This is a genomic window from Wenzhouxiangella sp. YN9 (assembly GCF_056324165.1).
Genome location: NZ_JBJNIP010000098.1, coordinates 37,565 through 56,699 on the forward strand (window position 1 = coordinate 37,565; position 19,135 = coordinate 56,699).

Consider the following 19,135-nt stretch of genomic DNA (forward strand, 5'->3'; position numbering starts at 1 on the left):
GAAGACACGGCAATACGCGGAAAGCAAACCTTGAATGCGCGGCCAAAGACTCTTTCTTCCGTGTCATTTCGTGTTTGCCGTGGTTACAAGGTTCTGATTTTCTTGAATCTGCGAAGTCTGCGCTTCCCGGAACTCAAGACCGGACCGAAATGCCGCGTTCGCGCAGCCAGGTCTTGAGATCGGGGATGGCGATCCGGCCGGAGTGGAAGACGCTGGCGGCCAGGGCGCCGTCGACATCGGCGTCGGCGAAGGCGGCCAGGAAGTGCTCGCGCCGGCCGGCGCCGCCGGAGGCGATCAGAGGCACGCGGCAGATCCGGCGCACGGCCTGAAGCTGCTCGATGTCGTAGCCGTCGCGCACGCCGTCGGCGTCCATGCAGTTGAGCACGATCTCGCCGGCGCCGAGGCGCTGGACCTCTTCGACCCAGCTCAGGGTGTCGCGCCGCGGGTCGACCATGTGGTCGGGGTCGCCGGTGTACTGGCGCACCCGCAAGCGCCCGTTTTCGCGCAGTGAGTCGATGCCGGCAACGACGCACTGCGAGCCGAAGGCGTCGGCCAGCTCGCCGATCAGCGCCGGGCGCTCGAGCGCCGGTGAGTTGACCGAAACCTTGTCGGCGCCGGCGTGCAGTACCGTACGCGCGGTGGCCACGTCGCGAATGCCGCCGGCCACGCAGAAGGGAATATCGAGGGTTTCGGCCACGCGCTCGATCCAGGCGGTGTCGACGCTGCGCCGCTGCGGGCTGGCGGCAATGTCGTAGAACACCAGCTCGTCGGCGCCGGCGTCGCGATAGCGGCCAGCCAGCTCGACGATGTCGCCCACGTCGCGGTGGTTGCGAAAGCGCACGCCCTTGACCACGCGCCCGTCGCGCACGTCCAGACAGGGAATCAGCCTTACCGCGACCATTTGCTTACCTCGCTCAGCGCCACGCGGTTCTCCAGCAGGGCCCGACCCACGATACAGCCGGCCACACCGGCGGGCGCGACCTCCGCCAGGTCCTGGGCCGATCCGATGCCGCCAGAGGCCTGCACGTCGAGTGACGGAAAGCGCTGACAGATCGAGCGATAGAGCGCAAGAGAAGGCCCTGCGAACATGCCGTCGCGCTCGATATCGGTGCACAGCAGATGAACCAGGCCGGCCTGCAACAGGCGCTCGAGCAGAGTGAACAGATCGATCTTGCCCGGTTCCGTCCAGCCGGCCGCCTGCGGCATCCATTCGCCGTCGCTGTCGACGACGTCCAGACCGGCGACGATGCGCTGGCCGTCGGCGCCGGCCAGCCAGGCCATGACCGACTCGGGCTCGCGCACGCACAGGCTGCCGATCACCACGCGCGCCGCGCCGGCGTCGATGCGGCGGCGGAAATCCTCGTGCGAGCGCACGCCGCCGCCGGTCTGGATGTCGGCGTCGACCTCGTTGCACACGCGCTCGATGGCGGCGAGGTTGGTCTCGCCGCCCGAGCGCGCGCTGTCGAGGTCGACGATGTGAATCAGGCCCGCACCGGCGTCGGCATAGCGCTTTGCCAGCACGAGCGGATCGTCGTCGTAGCGCGTCTCGCGCGCGTAGTCGCCTTGCTGCAGCCGCACTACGCGCCCGCCTCTGAGGTCAATGGCGGGTATCAATTGCATGAGTCATCTCCAAAGAAGGCAAATACCGCAACCACGGAAGGCACGGAATGCACGGCAGCCAAACCATGCGTGAATGACTCGAGCGAAGTCGATATTTTGTCTGCTTCCAGTCTTTTGTGAGCTGGTTCGTTCATTTTCCGTGTCGTTCCGTGTCTTACGTGGTTCCAAAGGGTTTTTTCAGCTCTCGAGAAAATTCCCAAGGACTCGGGCACCGGCACCTGAGGACTTTTCGGGGTGGAACTGGCAGGCGACCACGTTGTTGTGGCGCACCACGGCGGCGAAGCGCTGGCCGTGTTCACTCACCGCCACGGTGCAATCGGTCTGGGCGGCAAAGCCGTGCACGAAGTAGAACCATTCGCTGCCGTCAAGCCCGCAGGCGAGCGGGTCGTCGGCCAGCCACTCGAGGCGGTTCCAGCCCATATGCGGCAGCCTCAGCCCCTCGCCGGCCTTCAGCCTGCGCACGCGACCGGGAATCAGGCCAAGGCACTCGACATTGCCTTCCTCGGACGACTCGAACATGAGCTGCAGCCCCAGGCAGATGCCCAGCACCGGCTGGGTCAGCCCGCGGATCAGCTCGACCAGCCCGGCCGAGCGCAGCGCATTCATTGCCCAGGCCGCCGCGCCCACGCCGGGCAGGATTACCTTGTCGGCGGACTGGATCATTTCGGCATCGCTTGTCAGTACCGGCTCGACGCCGAGTCGGCGCAAGGCGTGCTGGACCGAGCCGAGGTTGGAGCCGCCTGAATTGATGATGGCGAGGGTCATGTGGATGCTTCTCGAAGGTGATCGTCTGCGACAGGGCTCCGAAATTCGAAACCCGAAGCACCAAATCCGAAACAAGCACGAAGCATGAAATGCCTAAACGAGTTCAGCCGATGGTTGTTTCGAATTTGGAATTTCGGATTTCGGATTTCCTTCGGATTTGGTGCTTCGGATTTCGGATTTGCTGTCACCATCAGAGCATTCCCTTCGTCGAAGGCATCCCCTCCGAAGTCCTCGCCAGCGCCGGCCGCATGGCACGCCCGACACCCTTGAAGCAGGCCTCGATCATGTGATGGGTGTTCTCGCCGGTGACGCTGACGTGCACCGCCGCCCGCAGCGACTGCGCCAGCGAGGCGAAGAAGTGTTCCACCATTTCGGTGTGCAGGCCGCCGATGGATTCGCGCGGGAAGTCGGCATCGAACACGATTGCCGGGCGGCCGGACAGATCGATGGCCACCTGCGCCAGAGACTCGTCCATGGGCAGCACAAAACCGTAGCGGCCGATGCCGCTGCGATCGCCCAGGGCCTGGTCCAGGGCGGCACCGAGCGCCAGCGCGCAGTCCTCGACGCTGTGGTGGTCGTCGACTTCCAGATCGCCCTTGCAGTCGAGCTGTAGCGCAAAACCGCCGTGAGCGGCGATCTGCTCGAGCATGTGATCAAAGAAGGCGATGCCGGTGTCGATCTTGATTGGCGCGGTGGCGTCCAGGTCCACCCGGATCTTGATGTCGGTCTCGCGCGTGGTGCGGCCAAGCTCGCCGATGCGCGCGGTGGCCAGCAGCTCGCGGGCGATACCGGGCCAGTCGAGATCGTTGTGGCCGATGCGCAGCCCGCGCAGGCCCATGTTTTCGGCGAGCTCGAGGTCGGATTCGCGGTCGCCGATGACCGCCGAGCGGCGGCGGTCGAGTTCGGGATCGCGCAGGTAGTCGAGCAGCATGCCGACGCCGGGCTTGCGCGTGGGCGCGTTGTCTTCGGGCCGGGTCGGGTCGATGTGAACGGCGTCGAATGCAATGCCCTGGGATTCGAGAATCTGCAGCAGCAGTTTCTGCGGCCCGAGAAAGTCGGTTTCGGGGAAGGCACTCGTGCCCAGACCGTCCTGGTTGCTGACCATCACGAAGTGGAAGCCGGCGGCCCTGAGTTCGAGCAGCGCCGGAATCACGCCCGGCATCAGGCGGAACTTCTCGAATGAATCGACCTGCTCGTCTTCGGGCTCTTCGATCAGGCAGCCGTCGCGGTCGATGAAAAGCATCTTTTTCATGGGGTCCAGTCCTGCAGGAATTCGATGAAAGCGGTGTTTTCTTCGGGCGTGCCCAGGGTGATGCGCAGGCAGTCGGAAAGCCCCGGCTGGGCGGACTGGTCGCGCAGGCGGATGCCCGCGTTCGCGGCCGCGCGCACAAGCTCGGGGCCGCTGGCGGCGCGGGCGAGCACGAAATTAGCTTCGCCGGGCCACACCCGATCGACGGCAGGATGGGATCGAAGCGCGGCGACCACCCGTCGCTTGTCGTCCATCAGCAGATCGAGCTGCTCGCGCCGGGCGATCACGGCCTCGGGCGCCAGCGCGGTTTCAGCGGCGGCGATCGACGGCGTGGGCAGCGGATAGGGCGGGATGATGCGCCCAAGCAGCTCGATCACCTCGGCGTGGGCAATCAGCGCGCCGAGCCGGCAGCCGGCCAGGCCGAAAGCCTTCGACAGTGTGCGCAGCACCACCAGGTTGGGCTGCTGCGCCACTCTGGAAGCCAGCGACTGGCGCTCGGAGAATTCGATATAGGCCTCGTCGAGCACCACCAGCCCGTCCCCGGCATGCCGGCGGGCCAGGCCAAGTACGGTCTCGGCCGCCAGGCCGTCGCCGGTGGGGTTGTTGGGCGAACACAAGAACAGCAGCCTGGGCGTTTCGGCGGCGGCGAGCGCTTCCAGATCGAGCGCGAACCCGGTGCCTGCCTCGCGCAGCGGCACCTCGGTCAGCTTGGCGCCCTGGATGGAAGCTGCCAGCGCGTACATGCCGAAACACGGCGGGCAGGTCATCACGCGGTCGATGCCGGGCCGCACGAAGGCGCGCGTGAGCAGGTCGATGCCCTCGTCGCTGCCGCGGGTGAGCAGAAGGCTGGCTTCGTCCACCCCGTAGTGGGCAGTGAGCTTCTTTCGCAACGATGCCGGCTGCGGCTCGGGATAGCGATTGAGCGCCAGGCCCTGATCGCCCGCGGGCGGCCACGGATTTTCGTTGGCGTTGAGCAGAATGCCGGCGCTGTCGGCCAGCGCGCGTGCCGAGGCATACGGTGCCAGGGCCCGGATCTCGGGCCGGGCCAGATCGATGACGCTCATTTCGAAACCTCCCCGATGCGCTCCAGCCGAAGCTGGATCGCCAGGCGGTGCGCATCCAGCCCCTCGTGCGCGGCCAGCCGTGCGCCCGCGGGGCCAAGATTCTTCAGCCCGGCCGGCGTGGCCTCCTGAACGGTCATGCGGCGCATGAAGTCGGTCAGCGACAGGCCGGAACACGCCCGCGCCCAGCCGCCGGTGGGCAGCACGTGGTTGGTGCCGGAAACGTAATCGCCCAGGGTTTCGGGGGTGTGGTGGCCAAGAAAGACCGAGCCGGCATTGTCGACGCGGTCGCACAGCTCGCGCGCGTTGTCGGTGGCGATGATCAGGTGTTCCGGGGCGTAGTCGTTGGCCACCGTCACGGCCTGTGCAAGCGCCTCGACGATCACGATCGCGCCTTGTGCCAGCGCCTGACGGGCGATATCGGCGCGCGGCAGTCGGGCAACCAGGCGCTTGATGGAGGCGACGACTTCGCGCGCGAGCCGATCGGAATCGGTCACCAGAAAAACCTGCGAGTCGGGGCCGTGCTCGGCCTGGCTGAGCAGGTCGATGGCGACAAGATCGGCATCGGCGCTGTCGTTGGCAATGACCATCACCTCCGACGGCCCGGCCGGCAGGTCCATGGCCGCGCCCTTTGGATCCTGCGCGGCCTGGCGCTTGGCCTCGGTAACGAAGCGGTTGCCGGGGCCGAACACGCGCGCGACCTTCGGCACCGACCGGGTGCCCCAGGCCATGGCGGCGATGGCCTGGGCGCCGCCGGCGACCAGCACGGTGTCGATGCCCAGCCGGTGGGCGATATGGCGCACGGCGGCGTCGGCGCGACCGTCGGCGCCCGGGGGCGTGGCCAGCACGATGCGCCGGCAGCCGGCCAGGCGGGCGGGCACGCCGAGCATGATCGCCGTCGAAGGCAGCGGCGCGCTGCCGGCGGGGACGTACAGGCCGACCGGATCGAGCGCGCGCCAGCGCGCCTGGCAGATCACCCCCGGCGCGGTTTCCACCCGCAGATCCTGCGGATACGCGGCCCGGTGGAAGCGGGTGACGGTTTCGATGGCGGTGTCGATCGCGCGCCGGAGGTCATCGTCGAGTTCGTCCCCGGCGGTCGCCAGCTCGTCGGCGCCGGCGAGCAGGGCGGCGGGCGAGCGGCCGTCGAAGCGCAGGCCGTAGTCGAGTACGGCGGTATCGCCGCCGTGGCGCACGGCGGTGATGATGTCGGCCACGGCAGCCTGCAGCTCGCGGCCGGTTTCCATCGCCGGGCGGGCCAGAGCCTGCGCGCGTTGTTCGCTCGAAAGCCGTTTCCAGGACAGGATCTTCATGCCAGCATCTTCTCGACCGGCAGCACCAGCACTGCCGATGCGCCGGCGGCCTTGAGTTCCTCGAGGTGCTCCCAGAACACCTGTTCGGTGCACACCGCATGCACCGCTACGCGCTCGGTCTGACCTTCCAGCGGCAGGATGGTGGGCGCCTCGGCGCCGGGCAGGATGGTGGCGATGTCGGTCAGGCGCTCGCGCGGGGCGTGCAGCATCACGTATTTGGTCTCGGCGGCCTTCTGCACCCCGCAGATGCGGGTGAGCAGCTTGTCGACGAGCCGCTCGCTTTCGCTATCGAGCGCTTGCGGGCAGCGGTACAGCGCGGCCTGGCTGCCCATGACCGGTTCGATGGCCTTGAGGTGGTTGGCCCGCAGCGTGGTGCCGGTCGATACCAGGTCGACGATGGCGTCGGCCGTGCCCAGGCTGGGCGCGATCTCGACGGCACCGTTGAGTTTAATGATCTCGGCCTCGACGCCGTTGTCGTCGAGAAAGCGCCGGGTCAGGCGCGGATAGCTGGTCGCCACGCGCTTGCCGGCCAGGTCGACAATGGACCGTGCCTGCGAATTTTCGGGTACGGCCAGCTTGAGCTCGCAGTGACCGAAGCCGAGCCGGCCGAGGCGGTCGAGTCCGAGACTGGACTGGGCGTCGGACCGGTGCCGCCGCTCGAGCCGCCTGTATTCCAGCAGTTTCTCTTCGGCGACGTTCTCGCCGACGATACCGAGCTGGCACACACCCTCGATGAGCAGGCGGGGAATGTCGTCGTCGCGCACCAGCAGCAGGTCGACGGGCAGGTTGCGGCCGTACCAGAACAGCTTGTCCTTGCTGCGCGCAAAGTGCAGGCCGGAGCGTTCGAGCAGGCTGAGCGACTGGTCGGCCAGGCGGCCGGATTTCTGGATGGCGAATTGGATGCGGTTCACGTGCTGGGTGCCTCTGTTCGATGCTCTACCGGTTTCGACTCTTGCAGCCGTCTGTGCCCTTGGGAATGATCAAATTCCAGGCACCAATTTCCAGACAAGCTCCAATTCACAATGACCGAAACGGGGGGCTTGATCGTTTGGAAATTGGGATTTCGATCATTGAGCTTTGTTTGGTACTTGGTGTTTGGTGATTGGAAACTTCGGCCGAGTCAATCAGCCCCTTCCTTGATTCGTTCCAGCGCCATCCGATACCCGCCGTGGCCATGTTCGAGGTAGCGCGCGACGCGGCCGACGGTGGTGACGCTCACGCCGGTCAGGGCGTGGATTTCGCGGTAGGGCCGGCCCTGGTCGAGGTGGCGCACCACGCGCCAGCGATCGACCATGGCTTCGAGCTCGGCCGGGGTGGTCAGATCCTTGAGCAGGGCGCGCATCTCCTCGGGCGTGCGCATGGCCAGCAAGGCTTCGGTCAGGCTCGAGCGGGCGGCGCGGCTGGCCTGCGAGTGTCGGGGGTCGAGGTCTTTCATGGCGGTCCAATGTAATAGCATGTTAATACGTTATCACAGTGGTGTGAAGATGAAAAGCATCAGTGCGCCGTGGTATTCGGCGCGGGCGGTGGACGGCCGCGGAGGCGGGTGATCGTTGTGTGCGGCGGGGTGGCGGCGTGGCGCTACCCGCGCCCGTAGCCGCCGGGGCCGCGGCGATAGGGCGAGCGCTGGTAGTTGCGCAGCTTGCGGCTGCGGCAGGTGCTCAGGTGGCGGTCGCGCTCCTCGATGCGCTGATAGGCGCGCTTTGGTGCGGCACGCAGGGCCCAGCGATAGTGCAGCTCCCAGTCCAGGGCCCAGCGCTGGCCGGTAAAGCCGCAGGCCATCTCGCGCGCCTGCTGCGACTGGCGCATCGACTGGTTGGCATACCACCAGGCCAGGCGATGCTGCGGATGCTCGAGATGGTAGTACTCGCTTGGCGGCGGCCAGCCCGACCAGCCGTGCGGGGGGCGCGCTTCGGCGTAGCCGGCACCGAAGGCGGCGATCAGCAGGATGGCCAGCAGGGCGGAAGAACCGGGCAGCGTCGAAATGCGTTTCATGGCGGCATTATGCGGCAGCGCGCTGAACCGATTCTGAACCCGACGCTGGTCGGCCGACCCCGAATGGACGCAGGGCGTCAGTCAGTGGACAAAAACTGTCACATCGTGAGCAGAAACTGATCAAAAAAGCGTTTCTCAAGCCTGAATCTGTCGAATTTCGAGCTTTGGCACAGGATCTGCATTTATGTCAGCGAACGGCAAAACTGACAAAGGATGCCAGTCATGAACAACAACATTCGAGCCGCAGAACAGGACCAGGACGTGCAACTGTCCGTCCACGGCGAAGAACACGGATTCGACAACCTGCTCGCCGATGAAGTCGTCGTCGAGTGGCTGATGCAGCTGGAGCAGGAAGAGAACCTGCACGCTGTTGCCGGCTGAAGACGCGCCGGCCCGAGACAGACTTCGGGAAGGGGAACCCGCGGTGCATTGCAGTTGAGGATGCACCTGTCTGACCAGTCAGTAACATCGACCGGTCACTGACGCCCGCCTTCACGGCGGGCGTTTGCTTATCTGCCATTCTTTTCGCCATGGGCCTGCCCGCGTCGCCTTTTTGCTGCGCCGCAGTGCGGTTCGTGCTGTGGCTGTGGCGGTTTGCAAGGCCGCCCCGTCCAGGCGTTGGCAGCTCTGTCGCTGTGGCCCGTGGCGCCAATCGCGGCATCCCGACTACTGTCATGAGTGGCTGCACTGGCGCAGCTATCCGCTGGTCGCCCTCCGAGCAGGCACGCGGCAGTTCAGGTCATCTGCCCTGGCTTGACCCGGAAAGCAGAAAGCCCCGCCAGTGGCGGGGCTTTCTGACAGAACGGCTGTTCGAAACCTTCAGACGGTAACGACGTTGGCCGCCTGCGGGCCTTTCGGGCCGTCGGTGACGTCAAAGCTCACCTTGGCGCCTTCGGCCAGGGTCTTGAAGCCTGAGCCGCTCAGGGCGCTGAAGTGCACGAACACGTCGGCGCCGCCATTGTCCTGGGAGATAAAGCCGAAGCCCTTCGCGTCATTGAACCACTTCACTGTTCCGGTCGTGCTGGACATGATGTCTTTTACCTTTGCAAATATTATCTGATGTATGAGGCACGGCCCGATGGCCGGCCTCGATGATGCTGTATGAGAAAACCGAGCGACCGCGAGCGCTCTGGCGCAACACGACCCGGAAGTTCCCAGAACAAGATGGTGGAATATGAGGGGTAGACGGAAAGGAATACTTTTTCAGATTCGACCACTGCTGTGTTCTGCAGCGTCCGGCACTATACGCCCGCTCGAAGAAAAAAGCGAGCTTTTTTTCACCGCACTTTCCCCGCATGCTGCGCAGCGCTCGGGCCGCAATCTTTCAGCCCTGTTCGGCCAGCCAGTCGTCGTCCGAGCCTTCGTGGATGTCTTCGAACAGGTAGGTCGACAGATAGCGCTCGCCGGTGTCGGGCAGCATGGCCAGAATGCTCGCGCCGTCCGCTGCCTGGTCGGCCACCTTCAGCGCGGCGGCGACCGTGGCGCCTGCCGAAATGCCTGCAAAGATGCCCTCCCTGCTGGCCAGAGCCAGCGCCGTGTCGCGCGCCTGTTCGTCGCTGATGGTCACGATTTGGTCGGCGATGTCGACCTTGAGCACAGCGGGCAGAAAGTCCGGCGTCCAGCCCTGGATCTTGTGCGCGTTCCACTCCTTGCCGGCCATCATTGCGGCCCCGGCCGGCTCGGCGGCGATGATGCGGAGATCCGGTCGCGCCAGCTTGAGCACTTCACCGGCTCCGGTAATGGTTCCGCCGGTGCCCCAGCCGGAGACGAAGTAGTCCAGGCGCCTGCCGGCAAAGTCGCGCAGGATTTCCGGACCGGTGGTGTTGCGATGGTATTCCGGGTTGGCCTCGTTCTCGAACTGCCTGGCCAGGAACCAGCCGTGTTGTTGGGCCAGCTCCGCGGCCTTGTCGACCATGCCGGTGCCGCGCTCTTCGGCCGGGGTCAGGATCAGCCGGGCGCCCAGCGCCCGCATGATCTTGCGGCGTTCCACCGAAAAGGTTTCGGTCATCACGGCCACGAAGGGATGGCCCTTGGCGGCACAGACCATGGCCAGGGCAATGCCGGTATTGCCTGAGGTGGCCTCGACCACGGTCTGGCCCTTCTTCAGCTCGCCGGAGCGTTCAGCCGCTTCGATTATGGCGATGGCCAGGCGGTCCTTGACCGATGCCATCGGGTTGAAGAATTCTGCCTTGACGTAGCAATCGACGTGTGTCGGCGCCAGGCGGTTGAGCCGGATGACGGGCGTGCGGCCGATGGTCTGCAGGATATTGTCGTAAAGCATGTCTGTCTACCTTGCTGATGAAAGCACTCAGGCGGCAGCGTTCGCCGCCGAATGCGAGGTTTCAGGAACCGCCCGGGCGATCCGCGCCCCAACCGGGGCCGGCCGCCTCTGTTCTGTTCGACCGCCGAGGGGGCGGGTCGGTTCGACCCCCGCCGCACCCGATTGACCGCGCGCGCCGGGCGCGGAGCGCAACAAACCGCAGCAGTCAGCGGCTGTCGGCCTGTGAGGAGCCGGTTTGATGTCGGCAGCGTAGCGAGTTCGCCACAGCAGGTGAAATACTTCGTCGCCAAGTCAATATAACCGCCGGTTATATGCCGCCGCCCACGTAGCTTTGCAGCCGATATCGGAGCCGGTCAGGCTCAGCATCCACGCAGGCTGCGCGGCTGTGCGGCGGGGCTGGACTTGAGCGGCAGAGGCAGGCGTCCGATGCGCCGATACATCTCGAGCTCGGGCGCCTGGCGTTCCAGGTCCTCGAGCACATCGCGGGTGATATGCGGCGCCAAAAGGCCGATGAAATCGCGGTGATAGGCCTTGAGCAGCAGTTCCTCATTGAACCCGACCCAGGTCGTCAGGCGCGGGAACAGGCCGCTGGCGTCGATGGCGACGAGATCGTCGTCGGCGCCCTCCTCCAGCGCCATGCTGGCCAGAATGCCCACGCCCATGCCCATGCGCACGTAGGTCTTGATCACATCGGCATCGCGGGCGGTAAAGGCGATGCGAGGGGTCAGGTTCTCACCCGCAAACGAGCTCATCAGCGATGAGTCGGGCCGATCGCTGAACAGGTAGGTGACCAGGGGATGGCGCGCCAGCGTGGCCCGGTCCAGGGGGGCTTGCCGCTGCGCCAGCTCGTGGTCGCGCGGCACCAGCACCACCCGGTCCCATTGAAAGATCGGCAGAATGCGGTCGGCGCCGAAGCCTTCGGGCTGGCCGGAGAGCATGGCGAAATCGATCTGGCGTTCATCGAGCATCTGGCCAATCTGCTCGGAAGTGCCCTGGTGCAGATGAAAGTCCACGTCGGGAAAACGCTTCCGGAAGGCGTCGATGACCGGTGGCAGCACATACCGTGCCTGCGTTTGCGTGGTGCCCAGCGACAGCGTACCGCCCGATTCGCCGCGAATTTCGCCGGCCAGGGCCTTGATGCCGCGCACCTCCGAGAAGATTCGCTCGATCCGGCGGGCAATCTGCTCGCCGGCGGGCGTAAGCGCAGTGAGCCGCTTGCCGCGCCGTACGAAAAGCTTCAGGCCCAGCTCGTCTTCGAGCAGGCGGATCTGCTTGCTCACGCCGGGTTGCGAGGTGTAGAGGTGCTCGGCGGCGACGGTGATATTGAGACCGTGCTTGATGACCGCGAGAAAGAAGCGGAGTTGCTGCAGTTTCATCGATGCATCCTGATTTTGCGACCGGATCGAATGAGCCAGCACGAAAGTCAGGATAAAGAGGAAGGCGGCACGGCCGACCGCTTTAGCTGAACTTTTAAAGCGCCCGCAAGCTGGCTCAAATCGGCGCTGTGAGTGACTATTGCGAACTCCATCGCAATTGTCAACCCCGATCGCGCTGAGCTGCAAAGCCTTGCCTTATAACCAGAACTTCGTTGCCTCTGCCCTTGGCGACTGATAGTTTGACGCTCCATGACTCATCAAGACCGGCTGAGGGACAGGCCCTTTGACGCCGGGGCAACCAGCGGATGCTCCGATTCGCAAGGTGCCAATTCCTGCGGCAGATCACGCGTATCTGACTGGCAGATGAGTGTTTCCCTTCCCCGGTCCGACCGGGTGTCTGGTGAAACCTTCTCATCCACCGCTCCGCAGGCTTGATCGAGCCGGTTTGGGAGCAAGCAGTGAGGAGGTTTTCATGGCAGCGCAATCTGCATCCATCACACGACGGTCGGCGCACGGCGGGCGGGGTTACCTGCGGGCCGTCCGGAGCGGCGGCCGTCATGACGGTCGCATTTGCCGGCCGATTCCCTATGCCGCCGGGCGCCGGCATGCGCCGCTGATCCGTTACAGCGTGTGGGGCCCCGCTCGCGCGCCGGTGGTTGTCGTGCTCGGAGGGATCAGCGCTGATCGGCGCGTGGACCGCTGGTGGCCGAAGATCTTCGGCGCAGATCAAGCGCTCGATCCGGCAACTTTTCGCATCGTTTCTTTCGACTGGCTGGGACAGCACTGGCCGGATGGACAGGCGGTCACCACCGCCCAGCAGGCGGCCGCGCTGTCGCTGGTTCTCGATGAGCTCGGCATCGCCCGCATCGGCACGCTGCTGGGTGCTTCTTATGGCGCCATGGTGTCGCTGGCTTTTGCCGCCCGTTACCCGGCCCGCATCAACCACCTGGTTGCCGTCAGTGGTGCCCACGAGCCGCACCCGATGGCGGTAGCGCGCCGCCTGATCCAGCGCCAGATCGTGACGCTGGGGCAAAAGAGCGGACGCATCGACGAAGGCCTGTCGATTGCGCGCGCGCTGGCGTTGACCACCTATCGACCGGCCAGCCTGTTTGCCGAACGGTTTGCCGGCGGCGATGCAGATGTCGTGCTGGCCGAACTGCAAGGCTACTTTGCCCACCAGGGGCAGCAGTTCTGCCGCCAGTTCGACTGCGAGCGCTACCTGTGTCTGTCTGAATCACTCGATCGGCACCGGGTCAATCCGGCCGCCGTGCGCTGTGGCGCCGATCTGATTGCCGTCCGCGGCGATGCCCTGGTCCCGCCCGCCCAGATGAAGGCGCTCGCCCGGGGAATCGGCAGCCGCTGCCGCTACCACGAAATCGTCTCCGACTATGGCCACGACGCGTTCCTGAAGGAAGGCGCAAAGCTCAACCCATTGATCGGGGACATCATCAAAGGAGAAATCGAATGAGCACATGGACTCGCTGCGACACCATCGCGGTGCGCACCGGCATCGAGTCGGATACCCAATATGGGGCCGTGGTGCCGCCCATTCATCTCAGCTCGAATTACACTTTCGCCGAATTCGGCCGGCCGCGGCGATTCGATTACAGTCGCTCGGGCAACCCCACGCGGGCGCATCTTGGCGCGGCCCTGGCCGATCTCGAGGGCGGGCAGGCCGGCGTGGTGACCGCAACCGGCATGGCGGCCATTACTGCCGTGCTGCAGCTGCTCAAGCCACAAGACCTGTTGCTGGCTCCGATCGACTGCTATGGCGGCACCTTCCGCCTGTTTGACAGCTGGGCGCGTCGCGGGGCCTTTCAGCTTGAGTGGATCGACTTTCGCGATCCCGCGGCGCTGGAGCAGGCGCTGGCCCGGCAGCCGCGCATGGTGTGGCTCGAGACGCCTTCGAATCCCCTGCTTCGCATTACCGATATCGAAGCCGTAACCACCGCCGCCCACACTGTGGATGCCCTGGTGGTGGCCGACAACACTTTTCTGTCACCGATACTGCAAAAGCCCATCGAGCTGGGCGTGGATATCGTCGTGCACTCCACCACCAAGTACATCAATGGCCACAGCGACGTGGTCGGCGGCGCGGTGATTGCGGCCGACGCCGCTGTGGGCGATGAGCTGGCCTGGTGGGCCAACTGCATTGGTGTCACCGGCGGCGGCTTCGATGCCTGGCTGACCCTGCGCGGGCTGCGCACGCTCGGCGCACGCCTGGCCGTGCACCAGGACAACGCCGCCGGTATTGTCGATCTGCTGGTGGGGCATCCGGCCGTCGAGCGGGTGCACTATCCCGGCCTGAGCGAAGACCCCGGCCACCTGCTGGCTCGTCGCCAGCAGCGTGGCTTTGGCGCCATGATCAGCTTCGAGCTGACGGGCGGCACGAATGCCGCGCGCGAGTGCGTCTCCCGGCTGAAGCTGTTTTCCCTCGCTGAGTCACTGGGGGGCGTGGAAAGCCTGGTGGCCCATCCGGCCACGATGACGCATGCCGCGATGTCGCCCGAGGATCAACGCCGCGCCGGCATCGGTGGCGGCCTGTTGCGCCTGTCGGTCGGGCTCGAAAGCCTGGACGACCTGCGCGAGGATCTGCGCGCTGCGCTGGATTTAGTGGCCGTGCTGGCGGCCCTGTCCGACCGCGGCCGCGAGGAGCTGGCAGGCCATGCTTGAACTCCAGCCGCAGATTCGGCCCGGCCCGGCCAGCAGGCAGCCGCTGGAACAGGCGGCGGCAATGGGCTTGATCGGACCGGGCAACGTGGGCTCGCGCGTGCTCGCCTGGCTGGCCCGGCAGCAGCCTGAGGGAGCGTGTCTGCACGCCGTGAGCAACTCCCGCCGGATGGTGCTGTCACCGACTGGCCTGGCGGGCAACAGCTGGCGCCACCGGCTGAATGACAGCAGCTGCGTGGCCGACGTCAACGAGCTGGCGCGCTTTATCGCCGCGCAGCCGGCCCGTCGGCACTTGCTGGTGGATGTCACCGCCAGCCCCGAGGTCGCTGCGCATCACGCCGAGTGGCTGGCGGACGGGTTCGAGGTGATTACCGCCAACAAGTGGGCCGCGGCCGGCGAACTGGAGTTCGCTCCTGATCTGCACAGCCCGCGGTATCGTCACGCCACCACGGTGGGCGCCGGCTTGCCCATCCTGCAGACCTTGCGCGGGCTCCGGCGGGCCGGTGATTGCCTGCTGGGCATCGAAGGCGTGCTTTCGGGCACCATGAGCTTTCTCACCAGTCAGGTAGCCAGCGGCAAGCCGTTTTCGCGTGCATTGGTCGACGCGCACGCTGCTGGACTGACCGAGCCGGATCCGCGCCTCGATCTGGGCGGCCTGGATGTGGCGCGCAAGCTGGTGATCGCCGCGCGGGCCGCCGGTCTGGCCCTGCGGCTCGACGAGGTCGATGTCGACAGCCTGGTGCCGACAGCCGCCGCTGATCTGGCTGTGCCGGCGTTTCTGAGCCGCAGCGACGCGCTGGATGCGCGCTGGCGCGAAGCGGCGGCAGGCTGCCCGGGCCGGGGCGCGACGGTGATCCACGCCGGTCACGTGAGCGTGGATGAGAGCGGGCGCGTGCATGCCCGCGTCGGGCTCAGGCGCGTGCCGCCGGAGCATCCACTGGCGGCAATTTCCCCGGGGGACAACATCGTCTCGATTCGCACCGCCGCCTATCGTGACCAGCCGATCTGGATTCGCGGCCCGGGAGCCGGTGCCGACATCACCGCGCTGCAGGTATGGTCGGAGGTCCGCGAGGCATGCTGTAGCTGACCCAGCGGCAGGGGGCCGAACCCAGGCAACCAATGGACTTGACAGACGCTCGCGGATATCCTTGCTGCAGAGGGTTGAAGGATATCTGTTCATGTTCAAGGGTGCCCGCGCCAGATGTCGGGATAGCGGCACATGAGTGCCGGCCGGAGGGTTCGTCCGCCGCCAGCGGCATGGCTGTTTCTGCTGCTGGCGATCGCCGGGCCGCTGAATGCCCAACACCGGGCCGAGCCCATCCTGCTGCCCGTCGACGGCGTGGCCGGCGACCTCAAGCAATATGCCGTGTTCCGGCCTGATCCGGCGGGTGAGCTCGAGCCGCACGCTTTGCTGGAGAGCGACGCCGGCTTTCAGCCCTGGATGGCCAGCCTGGGGCACAGCGCCCCGCCGCTGTGGCTGAAGCTTCGCGTCAGCGCGCCCCGGCATGGCGCCGGCAATTACGTGCTGCGGGTCGCCAGGCGCTTCTTCCGGGAGTTTCAGCTGCATGTGCCGCAGCCTGACGGCACGTTGCAACAGTTTCAGGCCGCCTTCGACAGGGCCGTCACCATGGAAACCGCCGGCCGTCAGTATGCGGCCCGATTCACGCTGCAGCCCGGCCAGGTGCAAACGCTGCTGATCCGCGTTGAAACCGTTCAAGAAAGCCTTCAGCCGCTGGAGCTGTGGATCGAAAGCGAAGCCTCCTTTTCGGACTGGATGAGCACCAGTTCTCTGCTTCTGGGGCTGCTGTTCGGAATTCTGTTCGCTCTGATCTTCCAGAACTTCATTCTCTATTTGAACCTTCGCCAGGGTGGGCATCTGTTCTATGTGCTGGCGATGCTCAGCATTCTGCTGCTGCTGGGGGTCGATGCCGGACTGGTGCAGAACTACCTGCTGCCCGAGGTTCTGCAGCGGCACGCCACCTCTATCTACATCATGCTCTCGCCGCTGGCGCTGCTGACCATCGGCCTGTTCTTCTTCGCCTTCGTCAACCCGCAGCGGCACGCGCCCCGCCTGAGCCGGGCCATCTACGGCCTGCTGGGCCTGCTGGCCGCCTTCGTCGTCGCCACGCCGCTGGTTGCTGATCAGCAACTGCCGCTGCTGCTTACGGCGCTGCAGCCCGTTCAGCTGCTTTTCGAGGTGCTATTGATCGTCGCTGCGGTCGTCGCCGGCCGGCGCGGTGCAACCGAGGGCTACATCTTTCTGGCCGCCTGGCTGGTGTTCATTCTCAGCGGCCTGGCACGCGTGTTCATATCGCTTGATCTGGTGCCGCGCAGCAATATTTTCGAATACCTGATCTATATCGGTGCAGTTGTCGAAGCCAGTATTCTCGCGCTGGGTCTGAGCTGGCGGGTGCGGGATCTCTATCGTCGGCACGCACGCGCCATCGAAGAGCAGCATCGTGCTTCGCGCCTGGCCAACCTCGACTCGCTGACCGAAGCCTACAACCGGCGATTCCTCAGAACCTACCTTGAAAACGTCTCGCCCGACGACGCCCTTGACCGCGCGGTGCTGATTCTCGATCTGGATCACTTCAAGGAGGCCAACGACCAATACGGCCATGCCGCGGGAGACCTGGTGCTGCGTGAATTCGTTCAGCGCTGCCGGCAGATGCTGCGTGAGGGCGATGTCCTCTGTCGTCTGGGCGGCGATGAGTTCGTCATCGTGCTCTCCGACCAGCGCGATCGAGCCGGCCTGGAGGTGGCCCGCCGCATCATCGACGCCGTGGCCCGGCAGCCGTTCGTATTCGAGGCCGCAGAAATACCGGTCACGACCAGCATCGGCGTGGTGTCCAGTATCTCGCCCACTGCCGGCGTCAGCGATATCCTGCGCATGGCCGACCAGGCGCTCTACCAGGCGCTCTACCAGGCCAAGCAGGCCGGCCGCAACTGCGCCGTCGTGTTCGATCCGGATCAGGCCACGCCCTTCCGCCATGGCCCTTCCCGCACGCCAATAAACGAGACCTAGCCGCATGCAGCAGGAGAAGATCGTGATCATTGGCGCCGGGGTGGCGGGTCTCTATACCGCGTGGCGCCTGATGAAAGCCGGTCACGAGCCATCGAAGCTCAGCATTGTGGAAGCCAGCGACCGCGTTGGCGGCCGGCTCTGGTCGCTGCGGATGCAGGCCGACAGCACCCTGCCCGCCGAGCTTGGCGGCATGTTCTTCAATGATCAGCAGCCGCTGGTCTACAACCTCTGCGGCCGAGTGCTCGACCTGCCGCGGGAAACCGTCGAGCCGCAGCCTGATTTTGCCTGGCTGCGGGCCACGCGCTTCAAGATTGCCCAGTTCAACGACCCCGATATCCAGCCTTTCAACCTGGCGCCGGACGAGCAAGGCCTGAGCTACTATCAGCTGCTTGATCTGGCCTGCACCCGGATTGCGCCGGCAATCAGGGAGCTTTGGCCACGCAATCCGGAAGGGACGCGTGAAGAAACGCTCGAATACCTTCGGAAACATACGTTCGACGGTCGCGCGCTCTGGCGCTGGGGTTTCTGGAATCTGCTCGCACGCGTTATCAGCAACGAGGCCTGGTTTGCGCTGCGCGGCATGATCAGCTCCAACGCCCTGCTTTCAAACTGCAACGGCTTCGACACCATGGCCTCGCTGGTGATCGAACAAAGCGGGCGCTGGTATCGGCTACGCGACGGCTATCAGCAGCTGCCGCTGCGCCTGGCCTCGGAGCTGGAGGAGGCGGGAGTCATCGTGCGCAAACAGCACGTGGCCAGGCGCGTCGAGCGCCGCGGCGAAGGCCTGCGCCTGCACCTCGAGGTCGCCGGCCACCCGGAACAGCTGGACGCTGACCGGCTGGTGCTGGCGCTGCCGAAACTGGCGCTGACGCGCCTGATCAACGCCAGCCCGGCCCTGGGCAACAAGGATCTGGTTGTTTCGCTGGATGCGGTCGAGGCGGTACCGAACTGCAAGATTTTCCTGACCTTCGATCAACCCTGGTGGCGCGATATGCCGGAAGGCCCCGGCCGCATCAAGCGCGGCAGTTATGCCGTTTCGCACACCGATCTGCCCATGCGCCAGTGCTACTACCTGGGCGTAGACGAAGGCTCAGGTCAGGCCTTGATGCTGGCCAGCTACCCGGATACGGATGCCGTCAGTTTCTGGCGCGCACTGGCAAGCGACAGCGGGCGCGGGAGCGAGCTGACAAGCGATCTCAGCGAGCTAGCGCTTGTTGAAATCCACCGTGAATTGAGCGAAATGCACGGCGTGGACGTGCCCCGGCCCACGGCCGGGCGTTTCATCGACTGGACCCAATGGCCCTACGGTGCGGGATGGCACAACTGGCTGCCGGGGTGGAAGAGCTGGGAGGTCATCAGGCAGATGGCCGCCCCGCAGCCCGAATGGCCCGTTCATATCTGCGGCGAAACCTACAGCACAGCCCAGGGATGGGTCGAGGGCGCGCTCAGATCGAGCGAGGACATGCTGCAGCAGTGCTTTGATCTGTCCGCACCCGACTGGCTGGATCCGCCGGCCTGACGCCCTTGCTCTCGTTTTTCACAAAGACATATAACCCTTAAGGAGTGTCCATGTCCGACAATACCCGCAAGTTCGTCGCTGCCCTGGGCGAGAACCCTGAAATCCGCGAGCGCTACAAGAGCGATCCGAAGGCCGTCATGGACGAGTACGACGTGCCCGAAAATCACCAGCAGCTGTTTCTCGCCGGCGACAAGGAAGCGCTGCGCCGCGAGGCCGGGCTGGACGACGAAGGCGTACAGAAGTTGATTGTGTAGGGCAGGCTCGCGA

20 protein-coding genes and 2 riboswitches are annotated in these 19,135 nt (G+C 65.5%); of the genes, 8 read left to right on the forward strand and 12 right to left on the reverse strand.

Going from position 1 to position 19,135, the window contains the following annotated elements; translation table 11 throughout:
- Positions 1 to 133: 133 nt before the first annotated feature.
- The 9 genes from hisF to ACEWQ0_RS08305 form a co-directional block, all read right to left on the reverse strand.
- Positions 134 to 901 (reverse strand): imidazole glycerol phosphate synthase subunit HisF, encoded by a 768-nt coding sequence (gene hisF, locus ACEWQ0_RS08265; RefSeq protein WP_476485055.1) that lies wholly within the window; start codon positions 899 to 901, stop codon positions 134 to 136.
- Positions 889 to 1,620 carry a 1-(5-phosphoribosyl)-5-[(5-phosphoribosylamino)methylideneamino]imidazole-4-carboxamide isomerase gene (locus ACEWQ0_RS08270; RefSeq protein ID WP_476482457.1) on the reverse strand — a complete coding sequence of 244 codons (732 nt, stop codon included), beginning with the start codon at positions 1,618 to 1,620 and terminating at the stop codon, positions 889 to 891. Before ACEWQ0_RS08270 ends, hisF begins: the two co-directional genes overlap by 13 nt.
- 177 nt (positions 1,621 to 1,797) lie before the next feature.
- Positions 1,798 to 2,385 (reverse strand): imidazole glycerol phosphate synthase subunit HisH, encoded by a 588-nt coding sequence (hisH, locus tag ACEWQ0_RS08275; RefSeq protein WP_476485056.1) that lies wholly within the window; start codon positions 2,383 to 2,385, stop codon positions 1,798 to 1,800.
- Positions 2,386 to 2,575: 190 nt separating this feature from the next.
- Complete coding sequence (gene hisB, locus ACEWQ0_RS08280) at positions 2,576 to 3,637, reverse strand: bifunctional histidinol-phosphatase/imidazoleglycerol-phosphate dehydratase HisB (RefSeq protein ID WP_476485057.1); 1,062 nt, start codon at positions 3,635 to 3,637, stop codon at positions 2,576 to 2,578.
- Positions 3,634 to 4,698 carry a histidinol-phosphate transaminase gene (hisC, locus tag ACEWQ0_RS08285; RefSeq protein WP_476485058.1) on the reverse strand — a complete coding sequence of 355 codons (1,065 nt, stop codon included), beginning with the start codon at positions 4,696 to 4,698 and terminating at the stop codon, positions 3,634 to 3,636. The genes hisB and hisC overlap by 4 nt, the downstream gene beginning before the upstream one ends.
- On the reverse strand, positions 4,695 to 6,005 hold the full coding sequence (hisD, locus tag ACEWQ0_RS08290; RefSeq protein WP_476485059.1) for a histidinol dehydrogenase: 1,311 nt from the start codon (positions 6,003 to 6,005) through the stop codon (positions 4,695 to 4,697). Before hisD ends, hisC begins: the two co-directional genes overlap by 4 nt.
- A complete protein-coding gene (gene hisG, locus ACEWQ0_RS08295; protein ID WP_476485060.1) occupies positions 6,002 to 6,916 on the reverse strand; it encodes an ATP phosphoribosyltransferase in 915 nt (304 codons plus the stop codon). The genes hisD and hisG overlap by 4 nt, the downstream gene beginning before the upstream one ends.
- Positions 6,917 to 7,125: 209 nt before the next feature.
- On the reverse strand, positions 7,126 to 7,440 hold the full coding sequence (locus ACEWQ0_RS08300; RefSeq protein ID WP_476485061.1) for a YerC/YecD family TrpR-related protein: 315 nt from the start codon (positions 7,438 to 7,440) through the stop codon (positions 7,126 to 7,128).
- Positions 7,441 to 7,583: 143 nt separating this feature from the next.
- Positions 7,584 to 7,997, reverse strand: a complete 414-nt coding sequence (locus tag ACEWQ0_RS08305) for a hypothetical protein (RefSeq protein ID WP_476485062.1) — start codon at positions 7,995 to 7,997, stop codon at positions 7,584 to 7,586.
- Between the two features lie 222 nt (positions 7,998 to 8,219).
- Between ACEWQ0_RS08305 and ACEWQ0_RS08310 the strand changes: the two genes are divergently transcribed.
- Both ACEWQ0_RS08310 and ACEWQ0_RS08315 read left to right on the forward strand, forming a co-directional pair.
- Entirely contained in the window at positions 8,220 to 8,378 is a 159-nt protein-coding gene (locus tag ACEWQ0_RS08310) for a hypothetical protein (RefSeq protein ID WP_476485063.1), read from the forward strand.
- A gap of 205 nt (positions 8,379 to 8,583) precedes the next feature.
- A complete protein-coding gene (locus ACEWQ0_RS08315) occupies positions 8,584 to 8,754 on the forward strand; it encodes a DUF1295 domain-containing protein (protein ID WP_476485091.1) in 171 nt (56 codons plus the stop codon).
- A 62-nt stretch (positions 8,755 to 8,816) separates the two neighbouring features.
- Here ACEWQ0_RS08315 and cspE read toward each other — a convergent pair whose 3' ends face one another.
- The 3 genes from cspE to ACEWQ0_RS08330 form a co-directional block, all read right to left on the reverse strand.
- The gene (gene cspE / locus ACEWQ0_RS08320) at positions 8,817 to 9,026 is read right to left on the reverse strand and encodes a transcription antiterminator/RNA stability regulator CspE (RefSeq protein WP_476482466.1); all 210 of its coding nucleotides are present in this window, start codon (positions 9,024 to 9,026) and stop codon (positions 8,817 to 8,819) included.
- Positions 9,027 to 9,321: 295 nt separating this feature from the next.
- The gene (cysK, locus tag ACEWQ0_RS08325; RefSeq protein ID WP_476485064.1) at positions 9,322 to 10,278 is read right to left on the reverse strand and encodes a cysteine synthase A; all 957 of its coding nucleotides are present in this window, start codon (positions 10,276 to 10,278) and stop codon (positions 9,322 to 9,324) included.
- Between the two features lie 359 nt (positions 10,279 to 10,637).
- The gene (locus tag ACEWQ0_RS08330) at positions 10,638 to 11,654 is read right to left on the reverse strand and encodes a LysR substrate-binding domain-containing protein (protein ID WP_476485065.1); all 1,017 of its coding nucleotides are present in this window, start codon (positions 11,652 to 11,654) and stop codon (positions 10,638 to 10,640) included.
- Positions 11,655 to 11,715: 61 nt separating this feature from the next.
- Positions 11,716 to 11,791, reverse strand: a riboswitch (SAM riboswitch).
- 114 nt (positions 11,792 to 11,905) lie between these two features.
- Positions 11,906 to 12,024: riboswitch (SAM riboswitch) on the forward strand.
- Between the two features lie 102 nt (positions 12,025 to 12,126).
- On the opposite strand from ACEWQ0_RS08330, the gene metX reads away from it, so the two are divergent.
- The 6 genes from metX (at position 12,127) to ACEWQ0_RS08360 (ending at position 19,122) form a co-directional block, all read left to right on the forward strand.
- Complete coding sequence (metX, locus tag ACEWQ0_RS08335) at positions 12,127 to 13,122, forward strand: homoserine O-succinyltransferase MetX (protein WP_476485066.1); 996 nt, start codon at positions 12,127 to 12,129, stop codon at positions 13,120 to 13,122.
- Positions 13,119 to 14,327 (forward strand): cystathionine gamma-synthase, encoded by a 1,209-nt coding sequence (gene metB, locus ACEWQ0_RS08340; protein ID WP_476485067.1) that lies wholly within the window; start codon positions 13,119 to 13,121, stop codon positions 14,325 to 14,327. The genes metX and metB overlap by 4 nt, the downstream gene beginning before the upstream one ends.
- Positions 14,320 to 15,411 carry a homoserine dehydrogenase family protein gene (locus ACEWQ0_RS08345; protein WP_476485068.1) on the forward strand — a complete coding sequence of 364 codons (1,092 nt, stop codon included), beginning with the start codon at positions 14,320 to 14,322 and terminating at the stop codon, positions 15,409 to 15,411. The genes metB and ACEWQ0_RS08345 overlap by 8 nt, the downstream gene beginning before the upstream one ends.
- A 132-nt stretch (positions 15,412 to 15,543) precedes the next feature.
- Positions 15,544 to 17,349, forward strand: a complete 1,806-nt coding sequence (locus tag ACEWQ0_RS08350; protein WP_476485069.1) for a sensor domain-containing diguanylate cyclase — start codon at positions 15,544 to 15,546, stop codon at positions 17,347 to 17,349.
- Between the two features lie 4 nt (positions 17,350 to 17,353).
- Positions 17,354 to 18,868: a flavin monoamine oxidase family protein gene (locus ACEWQ0_RS08355; RefSeq protein WP_476485070.1), complete on the forward strand. Its 1,515-nt coding sequence runs from the start codon at positions 17,354 to 17,356 to the stop codon at positions 18,866 to 18,868.
- Between the two features lie 50 nt (positions 18,869 to 18,918).
- Positions 18,919 to 19,122 (forward strand): hypothetical protein, encoded by a 204-nt coding sequence (locus ACEWQ0_RS08360; protein WP_476482474.1) that lies wholly within the window; start codon positions 18,919 to 18,921, stop codon positions 19,120 to 19,122.
- The last annotated feature ends 13 nt before the right edge of the window (positions 19,123 to 19,135 follow it).